This window comes from Bacillus sp. GW823-FHT06B01, from assembly GCF_058952315.1.
This window is the reverse complement of sequence record NZ_JBXAHR010000002.1, coordinates 487479-506999: the sequence shown is the minus strand read 5'-3', so window position 1 is coordinate 506999 and position 19521 is coordinate 487479. Positions and strand designations below refer to the sequence as shown.

At 36.8% G+C, this 19521-nt stretch carries 19 protein-coding genes and 2 other annotated features; of the genes, 4 read left to right on the top strand and 15 right to left on the bottom strand.

Features of this window, described 5'->3' with window-relative positions; all coding sequences use genetic code 11:
• Positions 1-32: 32 nt before the first annotated feature.
• From AC1Q8N_RS09620 to AC1Q8N_RS09610, 3 genes are all read left to right on the top strand, one after another.
• On the top strand, positions 33-2780 hold the full coding sequence (locus tag AC1Q8N_RS09620; protein ID WP_098079972.1) for a S8 family serine peptidase: 2748 nt from the start codon (positions 33-35) through the stop codon (positions 2778-2780).
• 69 nt (positions 2781-2849) lie between these two features.
• Positions 2850-3078: a binding site (T-box leader), on the top strand.
• 51 nt (positions 3079-3129) lie between these two features.
• Positions 3130-3357, top strand: a binding site (T-box leader).
• Positions 3358-3519: 162 nt separating this feature from the next.
• Positions 3520-5274: an aromatic amino acid hydroxylase gene (locus AC1Q8N_RS09615; RefSeq protein ID WP_098077922.1), complete on the top strand. Its 1755-nt coding sequence runs from the start codon at positions 3520-3522 to the stop codon at positions 5272-5274.
• Positions 5255-5569: a 4a-hydroxytetrahydrobiopterin dehydratase gene (locus AC1Q8N_RS09610; protein ID WP_046957588.1), complete on the top strand. Its 315-nt coding sequence runs from the start codon at positions 5255-5257 to the stop codon at positions 5567-5569. Before AC1Q8N_RS09615 ends, AC1Q8N_RS09610 begins: the two co-directional genes overlap by 20 nt.
• A 17-nt stretch (positions 5570-5586) precedes the next feature.
• Here AC1Q8N_RS09610 and AC1Q8N_RS09605 read toward each other — a convergent pair whose 3' ends face one another.
• Positions 5587-6444, bottom strand: a complete 858-nt coding sequence (locus tag AC1Q8N_RS09605) for a VOC family protein (protein ID WP_000009827.1) — start codon at positions 6442-6444, stop codon at positions 5587-5589.
• 21 nt (positions 6445-6465) lie between these two features.
• Positions 6466-6870 carry a DoxX family protein gene (locus tag AC1Q8N_RS09600; RefSeq protein ID WP_001071551.1) on the bottom strand — a complete coding sequence of 135 codons (405 nt, stop codon included), beginning with the start codon at positions 6868-6870 and terminating at the stop codon, positions 6466-6468.
• Between the two features lie 156 nt (positions 6871-7026).
• Between AC1Q8N_RS09600 and AC1Q8N_RS09595 the strand changes: the two genes are divergently transcribed.
• On the top strand, positions 7027-7572 hold the full coding sequence (locus AC1Q8N_RS09595; RefSeq protein WP_001020697.1) for a helix-turn-helix domain-containing protein: 546 nt from the start codon (positions 7027-7029) through the stop codon (positions 7570-7572).
• 33 nt (positions 7573-7605) lie between these two features.
• Here AC1Q8N_RS09595 and AC1Q8N_RS09590 read toward each other — a convergent pair whose 3' ends face one another.
• The 13 genes from AC1Q8N_RS09590 to AC1Q8N_RS09530 form a co-directional block, all read right to left on the bottom strand.
• A complete protein-coding gene (locus tag AC1Q8N_RS09590; protein ID WP_001101451.1) occupies positions 7606-7983 on the bottom strand; it encodes a hotdog family protein in 378 nt (125 codons plus the stop codon).
• 109 nt (positions 7984-8092) lie between these two features.
• A complete protein-coding gene (locus AC1Q8N_RS09585; RefSeq protein WP_048541462.1) occupies positions 8093-8551 on the bottom strand; it encodes a GNAT family N-acetyltransferase in 459 nt (152 codons plus the stop codon).
• 56 nt (positions 8552-8607) lie between these two features.
• Complete coding sequence (locus AC1Q8N_RS09580; protein ID WP_048541460.1) at positions 8608-9114, bottom strand: GNAT family N-acetyltransferase; 507 nt, start codon at positions 9112-9114, stop codon at positions 8608-8610.
• 309 nt (positions 9115-9423) lie between these two features.
• Entirely contained in the window at positions 9424-9819 is a 396-nt protein-coding gene (locus AC1Q8N_RS09575) for an ankyrin repeat domain-containing protein (protein WP_087985284.1), read from the bottom strand.
• Positions 9786-10604 carry an ABC transporter ATP-binding protein gene (locus AC1Q8N_RS09570; RefSeq protein WP_098079975.1) on the bottom strand — a complete coding sequence of 273 codons (819 nt, stop codon included), beginning with the start codon at positions 10602-10604 and terminating at the stop codon, positions 9786-9788. Before AC1Q8N_RS09570 ends, AC1Q8N_RS09575 begins: the two co-directional genes overlap by 34 nt.
• On the bottom strand, positions 10591-11619 hold the full coding sequence (locus AC1Q8N_RS09565) for a FecCD family ABC transporter permease (protein ID WP_048541456.1): 1029 nt from the start codon (positions 11617-11619) through the stop codon (positions 10591-10593). Before AC1Q8N_RS09565 ends, AC1Q8N_RS09570 begins: the two co-directional genes overlap by 14 nt.
• A gap of 5 nt (positions 11620-11624) precedes the next feature.
• Complete coding sequence (locus AC1Q8N_RS09560) at positions 11625-12572, bottom strand: ABC transporter substrate-binding protein (protein ID WP_048541454.1); 948 nt, start codon at positions 12570-12572, stop codon at positions 11625-11627.
• A gap of 155 nt (positions 12573-12727) precedes the next feature.
• A complete protein-coding gene (locus AC1Q8N_RS09555) occupies positions 12728-12955 on the bottom strand; it encodes a YrhC family protein (RefSeq protein ID WP_000661459.1) in 228 nt (75 codons plus the stop codon).
• 126 nt (positions 12956-13081) lie between these two features.
• Positions 13082-15685, bottom strand: a complete 2604-nt coding sequence (adhE, locus tag AC1Q8N_RS09550; RefSeq protein WP_098079977.1) for a bifunctional acetaldehyde-CoA/alcohol dehydrogenase — start codon at positions 15683-15685, stop codon at positions 13082-13084.
• A gap of 260 nt (positions 15686-15945) precedes the next feature.
• Entirely contained in the window at positions 15946-17079 is a 1134-nt protein-coding gene (locus tag AC1Q8N_RS09545; protein ID WP_098079979.1) for a bifunctional cystathionine gamma-lyase/homocysteine desulfhydrase, read from the bottom strand.
• A gap of 3 nt (positions 17080-17082) precedes the next feature.
• Positions 17083-18006: an O-acetylserine dependent cystathionine beta-synthase gene (locus AC1Q8N_RS09540; RefSeq protein ID WP_098079981.1), complete on the bottom strand. Its 924-nt coding sequence runs from the start codon at positions 18004-18006 to the stop codon at positions 17083-17085.
• Positions 18007-18088: 82 nt separating this feature from the next.
• Complete coding sequence (gene mtnN / locus AC1Q8N_RS09535; protein WP_493521172.1) at positions 18089-18784, bottom strand: 5'-methylthioadenosine/S-adenosylhomocysteine nucleosidase; 696 nt, start codon at positions 18782-18784, stop codon at positions 18089-18091.
• A gap of 14 nt (positions 18785-18798) precedes the next feature.
• The gene (locus tag AC1Q8N_RS09530; RefSeq protein WP_098079983.1) at positions 18799-19437 is read right to left on the bottom strand and encodes a class I SAM-dependent DNA methyltransferase; all 639 of its coding nucleotides are present in this window, start codon (positions 19435-19437) and stop codon (positions 18799-18801) included.
• Positions 19438-19521 lie beyond the last annotated feature (84 nt).

Here is a 19521-nt window from a genome sequence, read left to right as displayed (position 1 = left end):
AATATTGGCACTTTTTATTAGGGGGAGTTTCAATGAAAAAAACTACATCTGCACTATTAAGTATGGCGCTTGTCTTTTCTAGTTTTGGAGCTTTAAGCGCGCATGCTGAATCGCTGCAAAAGGAGAAGCAATTTAGTCCACAGTTAAAAGCGAATATTGAGCAATGGGGAGAAAACAAAATCGCGCAAAATGTTGAAACAAAAACATCAAAAGAAATTTCAGTCATTGTAGAATTGCAACATGCTCCGCTCGCTTCACAAAGTAACATTCAGCATGCTCCAGATTTAAAAAATGGAAATGTGCAATCATACCATGCACAACTAAAAAAGGCGCAAGAGGATACAACAAAGAAAATTAGAGAAAAAGCACCAAAAGCAAAGATAAAAGAAACGTATAGCACATTATTTTCTGGATTCTCTATTTCTATCCCAGGAGATCAAGTTGCTGCTTTAGCTTCTTTACCCGAAGTAAAAGCTGTTTATCCGAACTTAACATATAAATTGCATGAAACAGCAAAAAGCGCTACTAAAGAAGAAGCGCCAAATATTGGCGGACCGACAATCGGTGCACCTGAAGCATGGAATTTAAAAGATCCATCTGGCAAACCGCTTGATGGAAAAGGTATGAAAGTCGCTATTATTGATTCTGGCGTAGACTACACACACCCCGACTTACAAGCAAACTATATCGGTGGATACGATACAGTCGATGAGGATAACGATCCGATGGATGGTAACGTACACGGTACTCATGTAGCTGGTATTATTGCTGGTAACGGAAAAATTAAAGGCGTTGCTCCGAATGCTTCTATACTCGCTTACCGTGTCATGAACGATGGTGGAACTGGTACGACCGATGATATTATTCAAGGTATTGAGCGCGCTATTCAAGATGGTGCTGACGTTTTAAATTTATCTCTCGGTCAAGATTTGAATGTCCCTGATCAACCTGTAACAATGACGTTAGAACGCGCAGCAAAACTTGGTGTTACTGCAGTTGTTTCAAATGGAAATGATGGACCAAAACCTTGGTCTGTTGATGCTCCTGGTAACGCACGTAGTGTCATCTCTGTTGGCGCATCAACTGTTTCTATTCCGTTCCCAGCATTCCAAGTAGCTGGTTCTAATAAATCTTACCAAGGATTACCGTTATCAAAAGCAGATTTCCAAGTAGGAAACGATGCTCAGCTTGTCTATGTTGGCTACGGTAATTCAAGTGATTACGCTAAACAAGATGTGAAAGGGAAGTTCGTCCTTGTTTTACAAGGAACTTCAAGCACGTTAGTAAAGGCAGAACAAGCGAAACAAGCTGGAGCTATCGGGGTGCTACTAATTTCTAATGAAAAAGAAATTAATATTATGCCTGAATATTTTGGCCGTGAAGAGATAGCTCTTCCAGTTATGCAACTATCAAATACAAATGGTGAAGAGTTGAAAAATTTAATTACAAAAAGAAAGAAAAATATAAAAATTGGACAACCGAACAAAACAGAACTTATTGGTAACTTTAGTTCCAGAGGACCATCACAAGGAAGTTGGCTCATAAAACCTGATGTTGTTGCACCTGGAGTACAAATTACTAGTACGGTACCAAGGGGTGGCTATGAATCTCACAACGGAACAAGTATGGCTGCGCCACAAGTAGCAGGAGCCGTTGCCTTACTACGTCAAATGCATCCTGATTGGACGACAGAACAATTGAAATCTGCTCTTGCCAACACTGCAAAAACATTAAAGGATGTCAATGAAAATACATATCCTGTTATGGCACAAGGATCAGGTTTAATTAACATTCCGAAAGCAGCTCAAACGGATGCGTTAGTGAAACCGAACAATGTAAGTTTCGGTCTTATTAAACCAAATAGCGGTAAAGTGAAACTAACACAAAATATTACGTTACAAAATCTTTCTAACAAAAAGAAAAACTTTTCAACTCGTATTGAATTACTAGATACAAAAACAAAAATCCAAACTTCTTTCCCTTCTTCTATTAGTATGAAACCGAATAGTAACATTGAAAAACCTTTTACTATTACTGTAGATAGCTCCTTACCGCAAGGCGTATATACAGGGAATCTGTATGTAAAAGAGCAAGGGAAAACGGAAGAAATGCGTATTCCATTTACATTTAGTATCGATCCGAAAGAATACAAGCGTATTGATGGCCTTGAAATCGTTAATTCTACTTTCAGTCCAAATAATGACAAAATATTAGATGACAACCTAATCAATTACTATTTAGTTACACCAGTTGAAGATATAGCGTTTCATGCCAATTTAATCACGAAAGACCGTGTGACATATCAAGGTAAGGTATATCAAGGTAAAAACGAAACACCAGGTTATAAATCTTTCAAATGGAATGGTACAAGAGCAGACGGATCTCCGTTGCCTGATGGCTTATACCAAATCGAAGCCGTTGCTTCTAACTCTGGTGGAGAAACAAAGCAAACAGGAGCTGTATTTATCGATCGAACAGCACCTAAGTTAACTCACGAAATTGATCAAGAAAATCTTATTATTAGAGGAAACGTTGATGATATTCTACTAGATTGGATGACAGAATCTGGTTGGATTGCACCTGGTATTCCAGTGGGAATACAATATGAGATTAACGGAAATGGTGTATGGGAGAGTGCATTCTTAAACACATGGGAGAAAAACTACGGAATTTATTTCGATCGTAATCAATTACAACAAGGAAAGAATACAATTCACATTGTAGCAACAGATGCAGCTGGAAATACATCTAATTTAAATGTTGATTTAAATGTAAAATAAAAAATTATTGTTGACAATTTTTTAAATATAGTTTTATAATACAAAACATAGTTTAGTTGAACGAATTATATATCGGCTTTGAAGGAATACTAGTAGCGACTTATATCCCTGTCTCAGAGAACTGATGGTTGGTGCGAATCAGTACATATACAAGCGTGAATTACAATTCTGGAGCTTCTTTCCCGTAATGCTTTTTATGCATGAAGAGAAAGACGGATTTTTCCGTTATCTTAAAGTGAGTGGTAAACAATTACTTGTTTACAAATAGGGTGGTACCGCGATTTTTATCGTCCCTATCGGATTTTCCGATAGGGACTTTTTTGCGTCCATCCTTTTACATAATTTCATAATATACGCGTTGAAAGAATCGCAGTAGTATCTTATATCCCTGTTACAGAGAGCTAATGGTCGGTGGAAATTAGCACATATATAAGTATGAATTACAATTCTGGAGCTTCTTTTTCGTAGTGCTTATAGGCATGAAGGAAAAGACGGAGTTTTTCCGTTATCATTAATTGAGATGTAAGTATATTTTCACTTACAAATAGGGTGGTACCGCGATTCTTTCGCCCCTATCGGATTTTCCGATAGGGGCTTTTTCTATTTCTCACAGAAACAAATGTTAAATAATTCCGAATCTTATGATAAAATTTTATAAGCGCTTACAATTTTGAAAGGGGGTGATACAAGCTATACAAAACCGATACTTAATTTTATTTAAAAAAAGGAGGATGTCTAAATGACAAAGAAAACAGAAATTCCATCACATTTAAAACCATTCGTATCCACGCAGCATTATGATCAATACACACCGGTGAATCACGCTGTGTGGCGTTACATTATGAGACAAAATCATAGTTTCTTAAAAGACGTTGCTCATCCAGCCTATGTGAACGGATTACAATCATCTGGTATTAATATAGATGCAATTCCAAAGGTAGAAGAAATGAATGAGTGTTTAGCACCAAGTGGCTGGGGTGCTGTAACGATTGACGGGCTTATTCCTGGCGTAGCCTTCTTTGATTTTCAAGGACACGGATTATTACCAATCGCAACAGATATTCGCAAAGTAGAAAACATCGAGTATACACCTGCTCCAGATATCGTACACGAAGCAGCAGGACACGCACCTATTTTACTTGATCCTACATATGCAAAATATGTGAAACGATTTGGGCAAATTGGTGCAAAAGCTTTCTCTACAAAAGAAGAACATGATGCATTCGAAGCTGTTCGTACATTAACGATTGTAAAAGAAAGCCCTACTTCTACGCCTGATGAAGTTACAGCTGCTGAAAATAATGTAATTGAAAAACAAAACTTAGTTTCTGGCTTATCAGAAGCGGAACAAATTTCGCGTCTTTTCTGGTGGACAGTAGAATATGGCTTAATCGGAAGTATAGACGCTCCAAAAATATATGGCGCTGGTCTCCTTTCCTCTGTTGGCGAAAGCAAACATTGCTTAACAGACGCTGTAGAAAAGGTTCCATTTTCTATAGAAGCATGTACTGGAACAACTTATGACGTAACAAAAATGCAACCTCAACTATTTGTTTGTGAATCATTTGAAGAGCTGACTGAAGCACTTGAGACATTTGCTGAAACGATGGCCTTTAAAACAGGTGGAAAGGAAGGTTTAGAAAAAGCGATTCGCTCTGAAAACTATGCAACTGCTGAACTAACTAGTGGATTACAGATTACAGGTACATTCAGCGAGACAATTGAAAACGATGCAGGTAAAGTGATTTACATGCGAACAAATTCACCAACAGCATTAGCAATTCACAATAAACAGCTAGCGAATCATTCTACGTCTGTACACAGTGACGGCTTTGGAACACCAATTGGATTACTCACTGAAAATATTGCATTAGAAAATTGTACAGATGAACAACTACAATCATTAGGAATTACAATCGGAAATGAAGCAGCATTCACTTTTGCAAGTGGTATTCATGTAAAAGGAAAAGTAACAGATATTGTAAAAAACAATAAGAAAATTGCGCTTATTTCCTTTATCAATTGCACAGTTACTTATAACGACCGTGTTTTATTTGATGCTTCATGGGGCGCATTTGATATGGCTGTTGGTTCAACAATTACTTCCGTATTCCCAGGTGCCGCAGATGCAGCATCATTTTTCCCAATTGATGAAGAAACAGAGGAAACTCCAGCACCTCTTGCATTAACTGAGCTGGATCGTATGTATCAAACAGTTCGTGATATTCGAGGTGGAGGTATTTTACACGACGCACATGTCGATCAATTAGTAGCAATTCAAGAGGTATTAAATAAATTTTATCCGAAAGAATGGCTGCTTCGCCTTGAAATATTAGAATTACTTTTAGAGCATAACAAAGGACACGAAACATCAGCAGCATTATTACAACAACTTTCTACTTTCACAACTGACGAAGCTGTAACACGCCTTATTAACAATGGTCTTGCACTACTGCATGTAAAGGATGTGAAAAATGATGCTACGATTAACTGAAGAAGAAGTTCAAGGGGAATTATTAAAGGTGGATAAATGGATGATAAAAGATGAAAAATGGATTGAACGAAAATATATGTTTTCCGACTATTTAAAAGGAGTCGAATTTGTCTCTGAAGCCGCCAAACTATCAGAAGAACGTAATCACCATCCATTTATCCTTATCCAGTATAAAGCAGTCATTATTACTTTGTCATCTTGGAATGCAAAAGGTTTAACGAAACTAGATTTTGAGCTTGCAAAGCAGTTTGATGAACTATTTTTACAAAACGAAAAAGCAATTATAAGAAAGTAAAAAAAGAGAAGCCTTTTTTAGGCTTCTCCTTTTATTTTGAAATGAATACAATGTCCAAATGGATCCTGGGCTTGTAATATTCCATCTTTGTACGTAGCGACTTTGCCAATATTTTTTAAGCTTTCACATACTTGCTCTTTTTGTTTTTCATCCGCTAGTACAATTGTGAAATATTTCAAGCCGACGGAATTTGGCATTTGCGGCGGTATTTCTTCACCTTGCCACGTATTTAAACCGATATGGTGATGATAGCCACCTGCCGATACGAACAACGCTCCATTACGAGCTGGGATTGTTACTTCAAAACCAAGACCATCCACATAGAAACGTTTCGCTTCTTCCAAATCAGCTACATGGAGATGAATATGTCCCATCACAGTACCCGCCGGAAATCCATTCCATGTACTTCCTTGCTGTAATAGTTCTTCACCAGCTAACGGGTTACTAACAAATGGTAGTTCTCCATTCTCATCACGCCAAACTTCTTTTTGGCGATCATGATAAATTTCAATCCCGTTTCCATCTGGATCAGCTAAATAAAGGGCCTCACTAAAGTAATGGTCGGCTCCGCCGTGCAGTGGATATACCATTTCTACAAGATGACGAAGAATATTCGCTAAATCCTGTCTGCTTGGTAATAAGATTGCGTAATGATATAACCCCGTTCTCCCTCTTTGCTTTGGTAGAGCTTCTTTCTTTTCTTCAATGATAAGGAGTGGTTCGTTATTTTCATTGCCAAATGTAACAACCATTTCATCTTCTTTTAGTACTTTCATACTTAGTACTTCTGTATAAAACTCTAGTGATTTCTTTATATTTGATACATATAAATGAACAACATCAAGTGTTGTGTCGGGATGAAGTTGAAAACTCATCTTGTTAGCCCCCCATTTAATTTAGTTCTTCTTTAACATTCTCTCTTTTAAGAAATTATCTACAAAACCGTCTGCTTTCGCAACAAATAAGTACGCACCCATTGCTAACAATGCAAGTTCTAATTCGAAGCCAGGATTTTTTCCATCTCCTAATAAACCAGCTGACCATTTTACTTTTACAATTGCTCCAACCATTACAAGTGCAAATAATAATCCAATATATCTTACACCTAAACCTAGAATTAACAATATACCACCAACTACTTCCGCTGTTGCTACACCGTATGCAAGACCTCCTGGTAAACCAATGCTTGTAAACCACCCTGCAATATTGTCAATCCCCGATTGGAATTTTGTTAAACCGTGCATAAAGAATGTTACCCCTAACACGATACGAATAATTAAGTTACCGATATGTTGATTCATTTCATTCTCTCCTTTATAGTTTTCTTATACAAAACTTTTATTTACATTACAAAACATACACTAATTTTTTTTATTCGTCAATTCATTTTCACTGGGAAAAAATATATTTTTTTTGCTATGATACAAATAGTTGTTTACAAAAAGGAGCTTGATTTTATGAATATTGGTTCTGCAATACGTGAAATTCGTCAACGTAGAGGCATAACAATCGCACAAATTTGTGAGGGAACAGGTCTTTCTAAAGGATTTATGAGTCAGGTTGAAAATAATAAAACATCACCATCTATCTCAACTTTAGAAACAATCTCCAATTTTTTAAACGTTCCCCTTCCCTATTTATTATTAGAACAAAAAGATCGGTTGAAAGTTGTTAAAAAGGTAGAGCGTAAATACAGTGTATACGGAAAAGATGAACAAAGAATTGAACATGTTGCAGAGCAAGGTGGCCTCCGCCTAAACCTCGTGGAAATTCCTGCTGGGTTTCCGAAAGAAAATATACCAAATGCCCATGAAGGGGAAGAATGTCACCTTGTATTACGCGGAAAACTAGAAGTTCAACATGGAGAAGATATTGCAATTGTAGAAGAGGGTGATTCTTTCTCTTGGAATGCATGTGTTCCTCATATCGTTCGTAATATAGGAGAAGAAACTGCATTATTACTCATCTCTAGTCATGCAGAAAATCGAAAACGTGTTTATTAAATAAAAAAGAAGCCTGTAAATCAGGCTTCTTTTTTATCCCCTTATAACGCCATAACTTGTCCCAACTAGTACAGTTTTTTCATGTTGATTGCGATAAACTGACTCGATTGAAACCTTTTTATATCCTTCCATCTGTTCAATATTTGTCAAAGTTAGTTCACAAGTGATCGTATCTCCTGTAAAAACCGGTCTAATAAACTCACTTACTAATTCTCTTGCTATGTAATGTAATTCTTCTCCTACTTTTGTTCCAATACTAGCGGTTAATAAACCATGAACCATTAAACGTCCTTTTTCATCATATTCCATATGATGCCTACCTTTATCTCCTGTAATATTTGCAAATTCAAAAACCTCTTCCTCAGTAAATCTTCTTTCGTATTTAAATACATCCCCAACTTTTACATTCATTTTTATCCCCCGTTTAATAAACAGAATTTTCTTTTATTTTATCATAAAATGAGTCTCAGTTCAGTTTCTATTATTAAAATAGCGATCCTTTTTCTACACCATCTTACTTTTATCGGTGCCCATCTTTTTTTGCTACTTGATACCCGTAGTACGCACATGTTCCATTTCTCGATAACTCTCTCACCTCAAAACCACAACTTCTATAAAAATCAAAATTACTCGCAGATGTATGTGCAAACCAGTCTCCATGTGGCAACTTTTGCAAACAAAGAGCGACAAGTTTCTTACCTAACCCCTTCCCTCTATATTCACATTTCACAACTAAATTTACTATGTTCGCGATCATGATTCCATCAGAAATGACTCTAACCATCGCAATCATCTCTTCTTCATCCCAAATTGTGAATGCCCATGTTGAATTTTCAAATGCTATCGTGAATTTTTCAATTTGCCAAGAAGGGATATCATCATTACCCCAACCAGCATCTTCGAATAAAGTTTTAATTGCATATGCTGGCACACCATTCGTTCCCTCACGAATAATAAGGCCATTATGATAAATATACATGTAATCCCCCCTTTATTTTTATATACCATTCTTCAAAAGATGAAATTTACCTTTTTTCATCCAACGCGTTTAATGGAATAAACAAGAACGTCCATCCCATGAAATGAAGTTGTTTTCTCATAACTAAGCCCTGTTTTTCTAGCAACAAAGATTGAGGCGGGGTGATCCGGATTAATAAGAGAAATTAATTTATTCATTCGTAACGCTTGGAAACCATAGTCTCGAAATGCTGCCGCTGCTTCTTTCGCATACCCTTTTCCCCAATACTGAGGTAATAACCAATAACCAATTTCAATTTCTTCTTTTCCATCTATCTGCTGCTTTACTAACCCTGCATGACCAATTCGTATTCCCGTTTCCTTTTCAATCAATACAAATAAACCAAGACCGTTTTTATAGCTAGGAATCACCCACTCCTCCAAACTTTTTTTACATTGCATATATGTTTTTAACGTCCCATTTCCAATATAGCGCATTACCTTCTCATTTCCCCATAGCGAAGCATAGAACTGCAAGTCATCCATTGTATATTTGCGAATTTGTAAATGATCTGTATGAAACATCTCTGCACTCCTTCCCACGAATTTGTACTTAACTACACGATCATGTTTTGTATGTATACTAAAATGTTACTATCTATTATAAATGAACCAAGAATAAAATACAGAATATTCAATCTCCCAAGAATCTAAAAAAGGCAGTAGACAAATATTGTCTACTGCCTCCATATCATAACTAGCATAAAGAAAACTACAATTGAGGGGGTGTAGGATTTTCAAATATACTAGATACTTATCCCGTTCTAACGGGCGGTAAACTTTTCAATTATATGAAAGTGAAAAGTTTACCGCACATAAGAACCTTTGCGGTCATTAAGAGATCACCGTTAAGTACTCAAATACACGCTGTGCTTGTTCTCCACCCATTCGTGCATGTTGAAGAAGGGAAATACCATGTGGACCCGATGCACGCAATGCCTCTGGTTGTGCTACTAAAATAGCTTGTACAACTTCTAATTCTCCAAGCATCGCGGCCGCAAAAATGTCCATTCGAGCACCCTTTTCTAGTAAATAGAGAGCAATATCTTTACGACCTACATGTGCCGCCGCTCCTAACGCACTTTCCCAATCTGATCCGCCCCAATTGTAAGAGGCATGAAGTAAGCTTGGCGATTCAGCCAACAGTTCTTGTACTTTTTCTAAATCTCCGTGAGCTGCCATAACAAATTCTCTTACTAACTCAGTGGTAATACATTCTTCTGTTCGCATCTTGCTCCTCCTTTTTTAGAAATTCGTTTTGGTGTAAAAAATGGCTTGTCACTTCCTTGAAAAATATCTACCTCTATGCCGAACACACGTTGAAACATTTCATGACATAACACTTCTTCTGGTATACCGTCATACTGAAGCTGCCCTCGCTTTAATACGAGTAAACGATCACTATATTGAGCCGCTTGATTAATATCATGTAAAACCATTACAATTGTCATGCCAAACTCCTCGTTTAACCGTTTCACAAGTTCCATTACTTCCAACTGATGAACGATATCTAAAAAGGTTGTTGGCTCATCTAATAATAAGACATTTGTACGTTGTGCTAGCGTCATTGCAATCCAGGCACGTTGTCTTTCTCCTCCTGATAGAGATTGTAAAAGACGATATTCATATCCTTCAAGATTTGTAACAGACAATGCCCAATCAACAATTTCTTCATCGTCTTTATTTAAGCGATCTCTCCATGATTTATGAGGTCCCCTTCCAAATTCGATTAATTCTTTCACTGTTAAATCTAATTTATGATCATGCATTTGTGGTAACATCGCTAATTGCTTCGCTACATCGGCACTTTTCATCGTATGAATACTTTTTCCATCTAAAATGATATCCCCTTCGCTTTGTTTAAGTAGTCTTGCCATTAAACGAAGCAAAGTAGATTTCCCCGATCCATTCGGTCCAATTAAACTAACGACCTCTCCAGCTTTAATATGTACATTCATATTTTGCATTTGAAATCTTTCAGAATGTGCGTAAAACACTTTATTAACGGAAATCACGTTGTCTTCCTCCTCTATGAATTAAATATAAGAAGAACGGACCGCCTAAGAAGGATAATAAAATACCAACAGGCAATTCAATTGGATCGAACCAACTTCGAGCTATCGCATCCGCGAAAACAAGTAATATACCTCCGCCAAGGCATGATAATGGCAGTAAATATTTATAGTCATTTCCAACTAATAAACGTAACATATGTGGTACAACAAGTCCGACAAATCCAATAAGACCAGAAACACTAACTGCAATTCCAGCTAATAGTGTACTTACTACTATTAAATAAAACCGGCTTTTCTCCACGTTATGACCTAATAATTTCGCCATTTCATCTCCAAGCATTAATACTCGAATATGCTTTATACCAAAGAAGGCTAATATAATAGCGAATATTGCATAATAAATAATCATGTTTAAATGCGCCCAACTTACACCACCAATGCCACCTGCTAACCAGGGTAACACCGATTGTACTTTGTCACTATGTAATAACATTAACGCTGACGTCGCTGCACCAATTAATGCATTGATTGATACACCTACTAAGACAATCCTTGAAGGCGGCGCCCCTTTTTGCCATGATAAAGCATAAATGACCATCGCCGTTATGAAAGCTCCTATAAACGCCCCGAGCGGTAAAAATGCCATATGCTGAGGGAATAAAATCATAATTACAATTGCTACAAGGCCTGCTCCAGATGAAACCCCGATAATACCAGGGTCTGCAAGAGGATTTCTCATAACCCCTTGCAGCAGTGCACCAGATGCTGCTAAACATGTTCCTACTATAAATCCAACGAGCACTCTCGGTATACGAAGGTCCCATACAATTCGATGAACCGTCGAACCTTCATCTTGTATCCCTGTTAGAATTTCTCGTAAAGAAAAGGATAGGCTTCCTGCGAAAAGACCATAAAAAAGACCTAGAATCGTTAATACAACTAAAGTAACTGCTATTATCCATCTTTTTTTCGCAAAAGGATGTTCCTTTTCCCTTACTACTTCACTACTTTCCATACTTATCATTTCCTTACATCTTGTATACTTTTATACATAAAGTCCATTGCTTCTGTAACTTTTGTTCCAGGATTTGATCCAAATAAGTCTGGTGGCAAAATAACTACACGATTTTGTTTTACTGCATCTAAATTTTTCCACGCTTCATTTTTCATCATTTCGCCTTCAAATGCTTTTTTAACGCTATTTGGATCTCCATGTGTAATTAAATAAATCACATCTGGATTTGCCTCAATAATACGTTCTACACTTAGCTGCGCATATTGCGGATATTCCTTCATTTCCGGAAAATCAGCTGCAATATTTTTTCCGCCTGTTTTTTCTAAAATATTACCTGATAAAGATGTTGGTAATGCTGCTAAATAAGTACCTGGTGCTCCGTATACTAACAGTGCTTTCACATCACTCTTTTTCTCATATGTCTTCATTTGATCATTAATTTTTTGATTAAGTTCTTTTGCTTTATCTTCTTTCTTCATTATCGTTCCATATAGTTCAATATTCTTTTGAATATCTTGTACAGAATTCGCAGAAGAAATCATTACTTTCGTTCCTTGTCCTTCAACCGTTGGAACATTCTTTTGAAACCCATTGTTAGCAATAAGTACATCCGGTTTTAAACTAGCGATTTGCTCAAAATTCGGTTGATGTGCATTCCCGATTACTTGTACTTTCTTTACATCCTCTGGAAGAGTTATTTTTGCATCCGGACGACCTACTATTTTTCCGCCTAAAGCATGAATAATATTCATGTCTCCCATACTTAATGTTGCAAAACTCTCTGGCACTTTATCGAATGTTACCTTTCTTCCTGATAGGTCGGTAACTTCGATTTTCTCTTTTCCTTTTTCTGTTTTTGTTGCAGATGCTTTTTCGTCTCCCTTTGCATTGCAACCTATTAACAAGAAAAAAATAGATAAAATCGCTGTGAATAGCGTAATAGATTTTTTCATTCTTTCACCTCTAACTGATAATGATAATCATTAACTACTATTCTACTTTAATTGATAAGGATTATCATTGTCAATATAAACCGCATACATTTTTTACAAAAACAAAAAGCACTACAAAAAGATTCGTTCTTTTTGTAGTGCTCTATTTCATAATATTACTCACATTCATTTCCCTCTAACTGATCTCGCATCACTTTCACACGCTGAAAGAAAAAGAATGATAAACTTAAAAATATAATGGTGCTCCCCATCATAACAAAAGATTGTATTGTTTCTTTTGCTCCATTCGGAATCAATAAGCCAACCATTAACAATGTACTTACAGCGAGAAGAATTTGTCCGAACCGAGTATAATCTTCTATTTTCCCTTGTAATTCTTTCATTATATTCTCACTCCTCCATTTCACTGTATCATATTCTATTAAACTTAAAGACCAGTAAATACAGCCATTCTGGGAGATGTTTTCCAAAAGAAAAAGAGCCGCTTTATTGCGACCCTTTCATAACCATTACTCACCTTTATATGCTTCCATATAAATTTCTTTCAGCTCTGAAATGAGAGGTAATTTTGGATTAGCTGTTGTACATTGATCTTCAAAAGCTCTTTCTGCTAATAATCCAACAACCTCTTCAAATTGGTCTTTAGCAACTCCTTGTCCTGCAATACTCATATTTATATTTAAGCTTTTTCCAAGCTCAATAATTGCTTGGACGAGTGATTCCACACCTTCTGCTGTCGAGCCTGCTGGAAGCCCGAGCATTCTCGCGATATGTGCATAGCGTTCATCAGCTACAAAGTGCTCATATTTTGGGAACAATGCGTGTTTTCTTGGCTTAATAGCATTATAGCGAACTACGTGCGGCATAAGAATTGCATTCGCACGCCCATGCGGAATGTGAAATTCTGGTCCAATTTTATGTGCTAAGCTGTGATTAATGCCTAGGAAAGCATTTGCAAATGCCATCCCTGCGATTGCAGAAGCATTATGCATTTTTTCTCGTGCTTCTTCGTCATTTCCATCTTTAAATGCTCTTGGTAAATATTTAAATACGAGATCAATGGCCTTTAATGCTAATCCATCTGTATAGTCATTTGCTAGAACAGACACATACGCCTCGATTGCATGCGTTAATACGTCCATCCCAGTGTCTGCTGTTACATGTGGTGGTACTGTCATTACAAACTGTGGATCAACAATTGCTACATCTGGTGTTAATTCATAATCCGCGAGCGGATACTTTATATTATTTTTCTTATCTGTAATAACCGCAAATGGTGTCACTTCTGATCCTGTTCCTGATGTTGTTGGAATGGCAACAAACTGCGCCTTACTTCCTAATTCCGGATATTTACATGTACGTTTTCTTATATCTAAAAACTTCTGTTTAATTCCATAGAATGTTGTTTCTGGGTGCTCATAGAAAAGCCACATCCCTTTCGCTGCATCCATAGCTGAACCACCACCAAGTGCGATAATTACATCTGGCTTAAAACTTCTCATCATTTCCGCACCTTTAAACACAGTTTCATCTGATGGATCTGGCTCGACCTCAAAGAAAACTTCGACTTTTACATCATTTGCATGTTTACGTAAATAATGCGTAACCGTATCTACATATCCGTGCTCAACCATTCCTGGATCCGTTACAATAAATGCGTGTGAAATGTTAGGCATATTTGCTAAATATGCTGTCGCATGTTTTTCAAAATAAATTTTTGGTGGTAATTTAAACCACTGCATATTCTTTTTTCTATTTGCCAACCTTTTTATATTTAATAAATGCGTCGCTGTTACGTTTTGAGAAACTGAGTTTTTCCCATACGAGCCGCAACCAAGCGTAAGTGATGGAATAAATCCATTATATATGTCACCGATTCCACCTTGTGATGAAGGGGCGTTTACAATAAGACGGCAAGCTTTCATACGTAATCCAAATTGTTTTTGTACTTCTTTATTTGTAGAATGAATGACTGCTGAATGTCCTAAACCACCGAGGTCTAACATGTCTTCGCAATATGTAAGTCCCTCTTCTAGTGAATTTGCTTTTACACAAGCTAATACTGGACTCAGTTTCTCACGAGATAGTGGATATGCTGCTCCGATACCTTGTATTTCAGCTACAAGCATTTTTGTATTTTCAGGCACAGTAATTCCAACTAATGCGGCAATGTACTGTGCTGATTTCCCTACAATATCACTATTTACTGCACATGTATTTTCATTAATAACAAGCTTTTCTAATTTTCTTCTCTCTTCTTCTGTTACAAAGTAACAATTGTTTGCAATCATTTCTTTTTTCACATCATCATAAATTTCCTTATCTACAATGATTGCTTGTTCTGATGCACAAATCATACCGTTATCAAATGTTTTTGATAAAATTAAATCATTAACAGCTCGTTTTATATGCGCTGATTTCTCTATATAGCATGGTACATTACCAGGACCTACACCTAGCGCTGGTTTTCCAGTAGAATAAGCTGATTTCACCATACCTGCTCCTCCAGTGGCCAAAACAAGTGCAACCCCTTCATGGTTCATTAATTGTTTCGTTGCTTCGACAGAAGGTCTTTCAATCCACTGAATACAATGTTTTGGTGCCCCGGCCTTCACCGCAGCGTCATATACTGTTTTCGCTGCTGCAATGGAACAGCTTTGTGCTGAAGGATGAAATGCGAAAATAATTGGATTTCTCGTTTTTATCGCGATCAATGCTTTAAACATTGTTGTCGACGTTGGATTCGTTACTGGCGTTACCCCAGCTACTACACCGACAGGTTCCGCAATTTCTATTATTTCTTCATGAGGATCTTCGTGGATAATCCCTACTGTTTTATCTTTTTTTATGCTATGCCAAATATATTCAGTAGCAAAAATATTTTTAATACATTTATCTTCATATACACCACGACCTGTTTCTTCAACAGCCAACTTTGCAAGTGGCATATGTTGATCCACACCTGCTAATGCCATTTCGTGAACAATGTTGTCAATTTGCTCTTGTGTAAAACTTTCTAATGCTTGTAAAGCCTTTCGACCGTTATTCACTAACGTATCAATCATCTCTTTTACTTCCTGCATTTCATTTACAACTTTCTCTTTGACTACCATGTAAATTCCTCCTATTCTGCTATTATGGACTAAATAAGACCCTATAGGTCATAATAAGTCCCGATTAGCGCAAAAAAAATAGAGTTGCTTTCCTACATGAACCTCATTGTTTGTGAAACGTTTCACAAGTTTGTTCGTGATTAACATTTCATGAATTTAATATACATGAAATAATTTCATTTGTGTATGTCTATTTTGTGAAACATTTCACAAAAGTGATGTAATAAAAATGCACTGCCTATATGAGCAGTGCATTTTTATTATGCTAGTGCTTGTGCTAAATCTTCAATTAAATCTTCACCATCTTCAATACCGACAGAAATTCGAATTAATGTATCTGTAATTCCTAGCTCTTTACGACGATCTGCTGGGATTGATGCATGTGTCATTTGAGATGGAATAGAAATTAAACTTTCTACTGCTCCTAAACTTTCAGCAAGTGTAAAGTATTGTAATTTCTCAAGTACTTTATTTAATGTTTCTTCGCTATCTACATCAAATGAGATAATAGCACCAAATCCATTTGCTTGTTCTGTCGCTAGTTCATGGTTTTGATGTGATGCAAGACCTGGGTAATATACTTTATTTACTTTTGGATGGTTATTTAAAAACTCGGCAATTGCGCGTGAATTCGTTTCATGCTCTTCCATTCGAATTCCTAATGTTTTTAAACCACGAAGTAGTAAGAAGCTATCTTGTGGGCCAAGAATGCCTCCTGTTGAGTTTTGTACAAAGTGAAGGTCTTCTGCTAATTGCGGGCTATTTACAACTACTAGGCCTGCAACTACGTCACTATGACCTCCTAAATATTTCGTTGCACTATGAAGTACAATGTCTGCTCCTAAAGTAATCGGCGACTGCCAATATGGCGTCATGAATGTGTTATCGATAATTGTTAATAAATCTTTCTCTTTAGCAAGAGTAGATATTTTCTTAATATCAGTAATTTTCAGTAATGGGTTCGTTGGTGTTTCCACATAAATCGCTTTCGTATTCGGACGAATTGCTTCTATAACTTCCTCTAAGTTGGTTGTATCTACAAATGTATGCTCAATACCGAAGCGATTTAATACTTTCGTGATAACGCGGTACGTTCCACCATACACATCATCTGTTAAAATAACGTGGTCACCTTTTGAGAACAACATAATTGTAGCTGTAATAGCAGCCATTCCTGAACCAAATGCAAAACCAGCATGACCGTTTTCTAATACTGCAATCATTTCTTCTAAAGCTGCACGTGTTGGGTTGCCTGTACGTGAATATTCATATCCTTGATGCTTACCAACTGCTTCTTGTTTGTACGTACTTGTTTGATAAATCGGTACATTTACAGATCCAGTTGAAGGTTCTCCTATGCGAATACCATGAATTAACTTTGTCTTTGCTCTCATTTTTTATTCCCATCCTTTGTATATGTCTTTACTTAAATAACGCTCACTACTATCAGGAAAAATCGTTACAATATTTGTACCTGGTGCCGCTTGCTCTGCTTCAAGTAAACTTGCATGAAATGCTGCTCCTGAAGAGCTCCCAACAAGCAGTCCTTCTTTTTGCGCTAATTCCTTTACTCGTAAAAATGCATTTCGATCAGAAATTGTATGAATTTCATCAAAATAAGATGTTTTCAAAAATGGCGGGATGAATTCAAGGCCGATCCCTTCTGTTTCATGCGAACCAGCTTTACCACCATTTAAAATGGATCCTTCTGGTTCCACAATAACCGTTTTTATATCTACATTTTTTTCTTTCAAATAAGATGCAGTCCCCATGAATGTACCACCAGTTCCTGCTCCTGCAACAAATATGTTAATCTCTCCGCTAAGTGCCGACCAAAGTTCAGGACCTAGTGTTTTGAAATAAGCACGCGGGTTTGCTTCATTCGCAAACTGACTTGGAGAGTATGAATTCGGTATTTCATTTACTAATTCTTTTGCTTTTGCAATTGCGCCGGTCATTCCTTGCTCAGTCGGTGTATGCACGACCGTTGCGCCTAGTGCTTTCATTAATTCTTGTTTTTCAATACTAAATTTCTCTGGTACACAAACAATAACGCGTAAATCATGTTGTAACGCTGCAAGTGCCAGTCCAATACCAGTATTTCCAGCAGTTGGTTCAATAATTGTTCCACCCTGGGTAACAAGCCCTTTTTCTAGCGCATCTTCGATTAATTCTCTTCCTAAACGGTCCTTAACGCTTCCACCTGGGTTATAAAATTCAAGCTTTGCAAATAAACGGACCCCTTCTGGAAGTGAAAAACGAGTAATTTCTACAATTGGTGTATGACCAATCAACTCATGAACTCCACGATATACATTCATCGTGTTCTCCCCCTTATTTGCCAATAAAGAAAAGGCAACTGTATGTATTTTCTTTATATGAGACAGTTGCCTTTTTGTTACATTACTTTAACTCTTCTAATACTTTTACGATAAAGTTTGTAGAATGAAGAGCTGCTTGATCTAAAAATTGATCAAATGAAACATTTGATTCTTTACCAGCAATATCAGAAAGTGCACGAATAATAACAAACGGAACTTCATATTGGTGGCATACTTGTGCAACAGCTGCTGCTTCCATTTCTACTGCATAAAGGTCTTCAAATTTATCACGGATTGCTGCAACGCGGTTCGGATCACTCATAAATGAATCACCTGTTGCAATCATACCTTTTACAACTTGAATATTTTCTTCTGCCTGCATACATTTCTCAGCTAATGCAACTAATGCTTCATCAGCTTTAAATGCAGGCGGCATTCCTGGTACTTGACCATACTCATAGTTAAATACTGTTACATCTACGTCATGATGACGAACTTCTGTTGAAATAACTACATCTCCAACGTTTAGAGAATGATGGAAGCCACCAGCTGAACCAGTATTAATTACTTTTTCAGGCTTATATCTTTCTAATAAAATTGTCGTTGACATCGCTGCATTTACTTTACCAATACCAGACTTTAACAAGATTACTTCATGTCCTGCTAATTGTCCTTTCGTAAATTCACAACCCGCAACCGTTTCTGTTTCTGCTTGTTCTAATTTGTCACGTAAAATACGTACTTCTTCTTCCATTGCTCCAATTACAGCAATTCTCAATCTAATCCCTCTTTCTATTGCTTAGTTGCCTCCATTACCCAAACGAAATGATTTAATCTCGTAAACGTTACATGGAAGCCATTGTTTTCAAAAATAGACTGCATGATTGGAATACGTGTATAATATTCCGTTTGCAAATCGTTCGCTAACTGATGGAAACCTCTTTGTTTTGCTGTTTCAACAGTTTTATCATATGCATCTTGATCTGCAAATATCGTATCAGCAAACACTATTTTACCACCTTTGTTTAGCAATTGACTATAGTTCGCAATCGCTACATTTTTTTCATCATCTGTTAAATGATGAAATGCATAGGTGCTTACAATGGTATCAATTGAATTTGGAACTTCAAACGAAAGAAAATCACCTTCTGTAATCGAAAACTCTTGCGGCAATTTCTCTTTTGCAATCATGCGCATTTCACGTGACGGTTCTATACCGTAAACTATGTGGCCAGCAAGTAATAATTTACTTGTTAAATTTCCAGTACCAACACCAAATTCTAATACATTACCAAATGACTTGTTAACTACATCCTCTAGAATATCCTCATAACGAGCGAAAACTTCTTTATATTGTATATCTTCGCCTTGTACGAATGAGTCGTACGTATGAGCCCACTCATCAAATAAACCATTAAATTCTGTCCCCATAAAAATTCCCCTTTTTCTTATCGGTTTTATCAGTATGATATGCCCTCTTGCTAAAAATGTCAATTGAAATGTACATGGTATTTC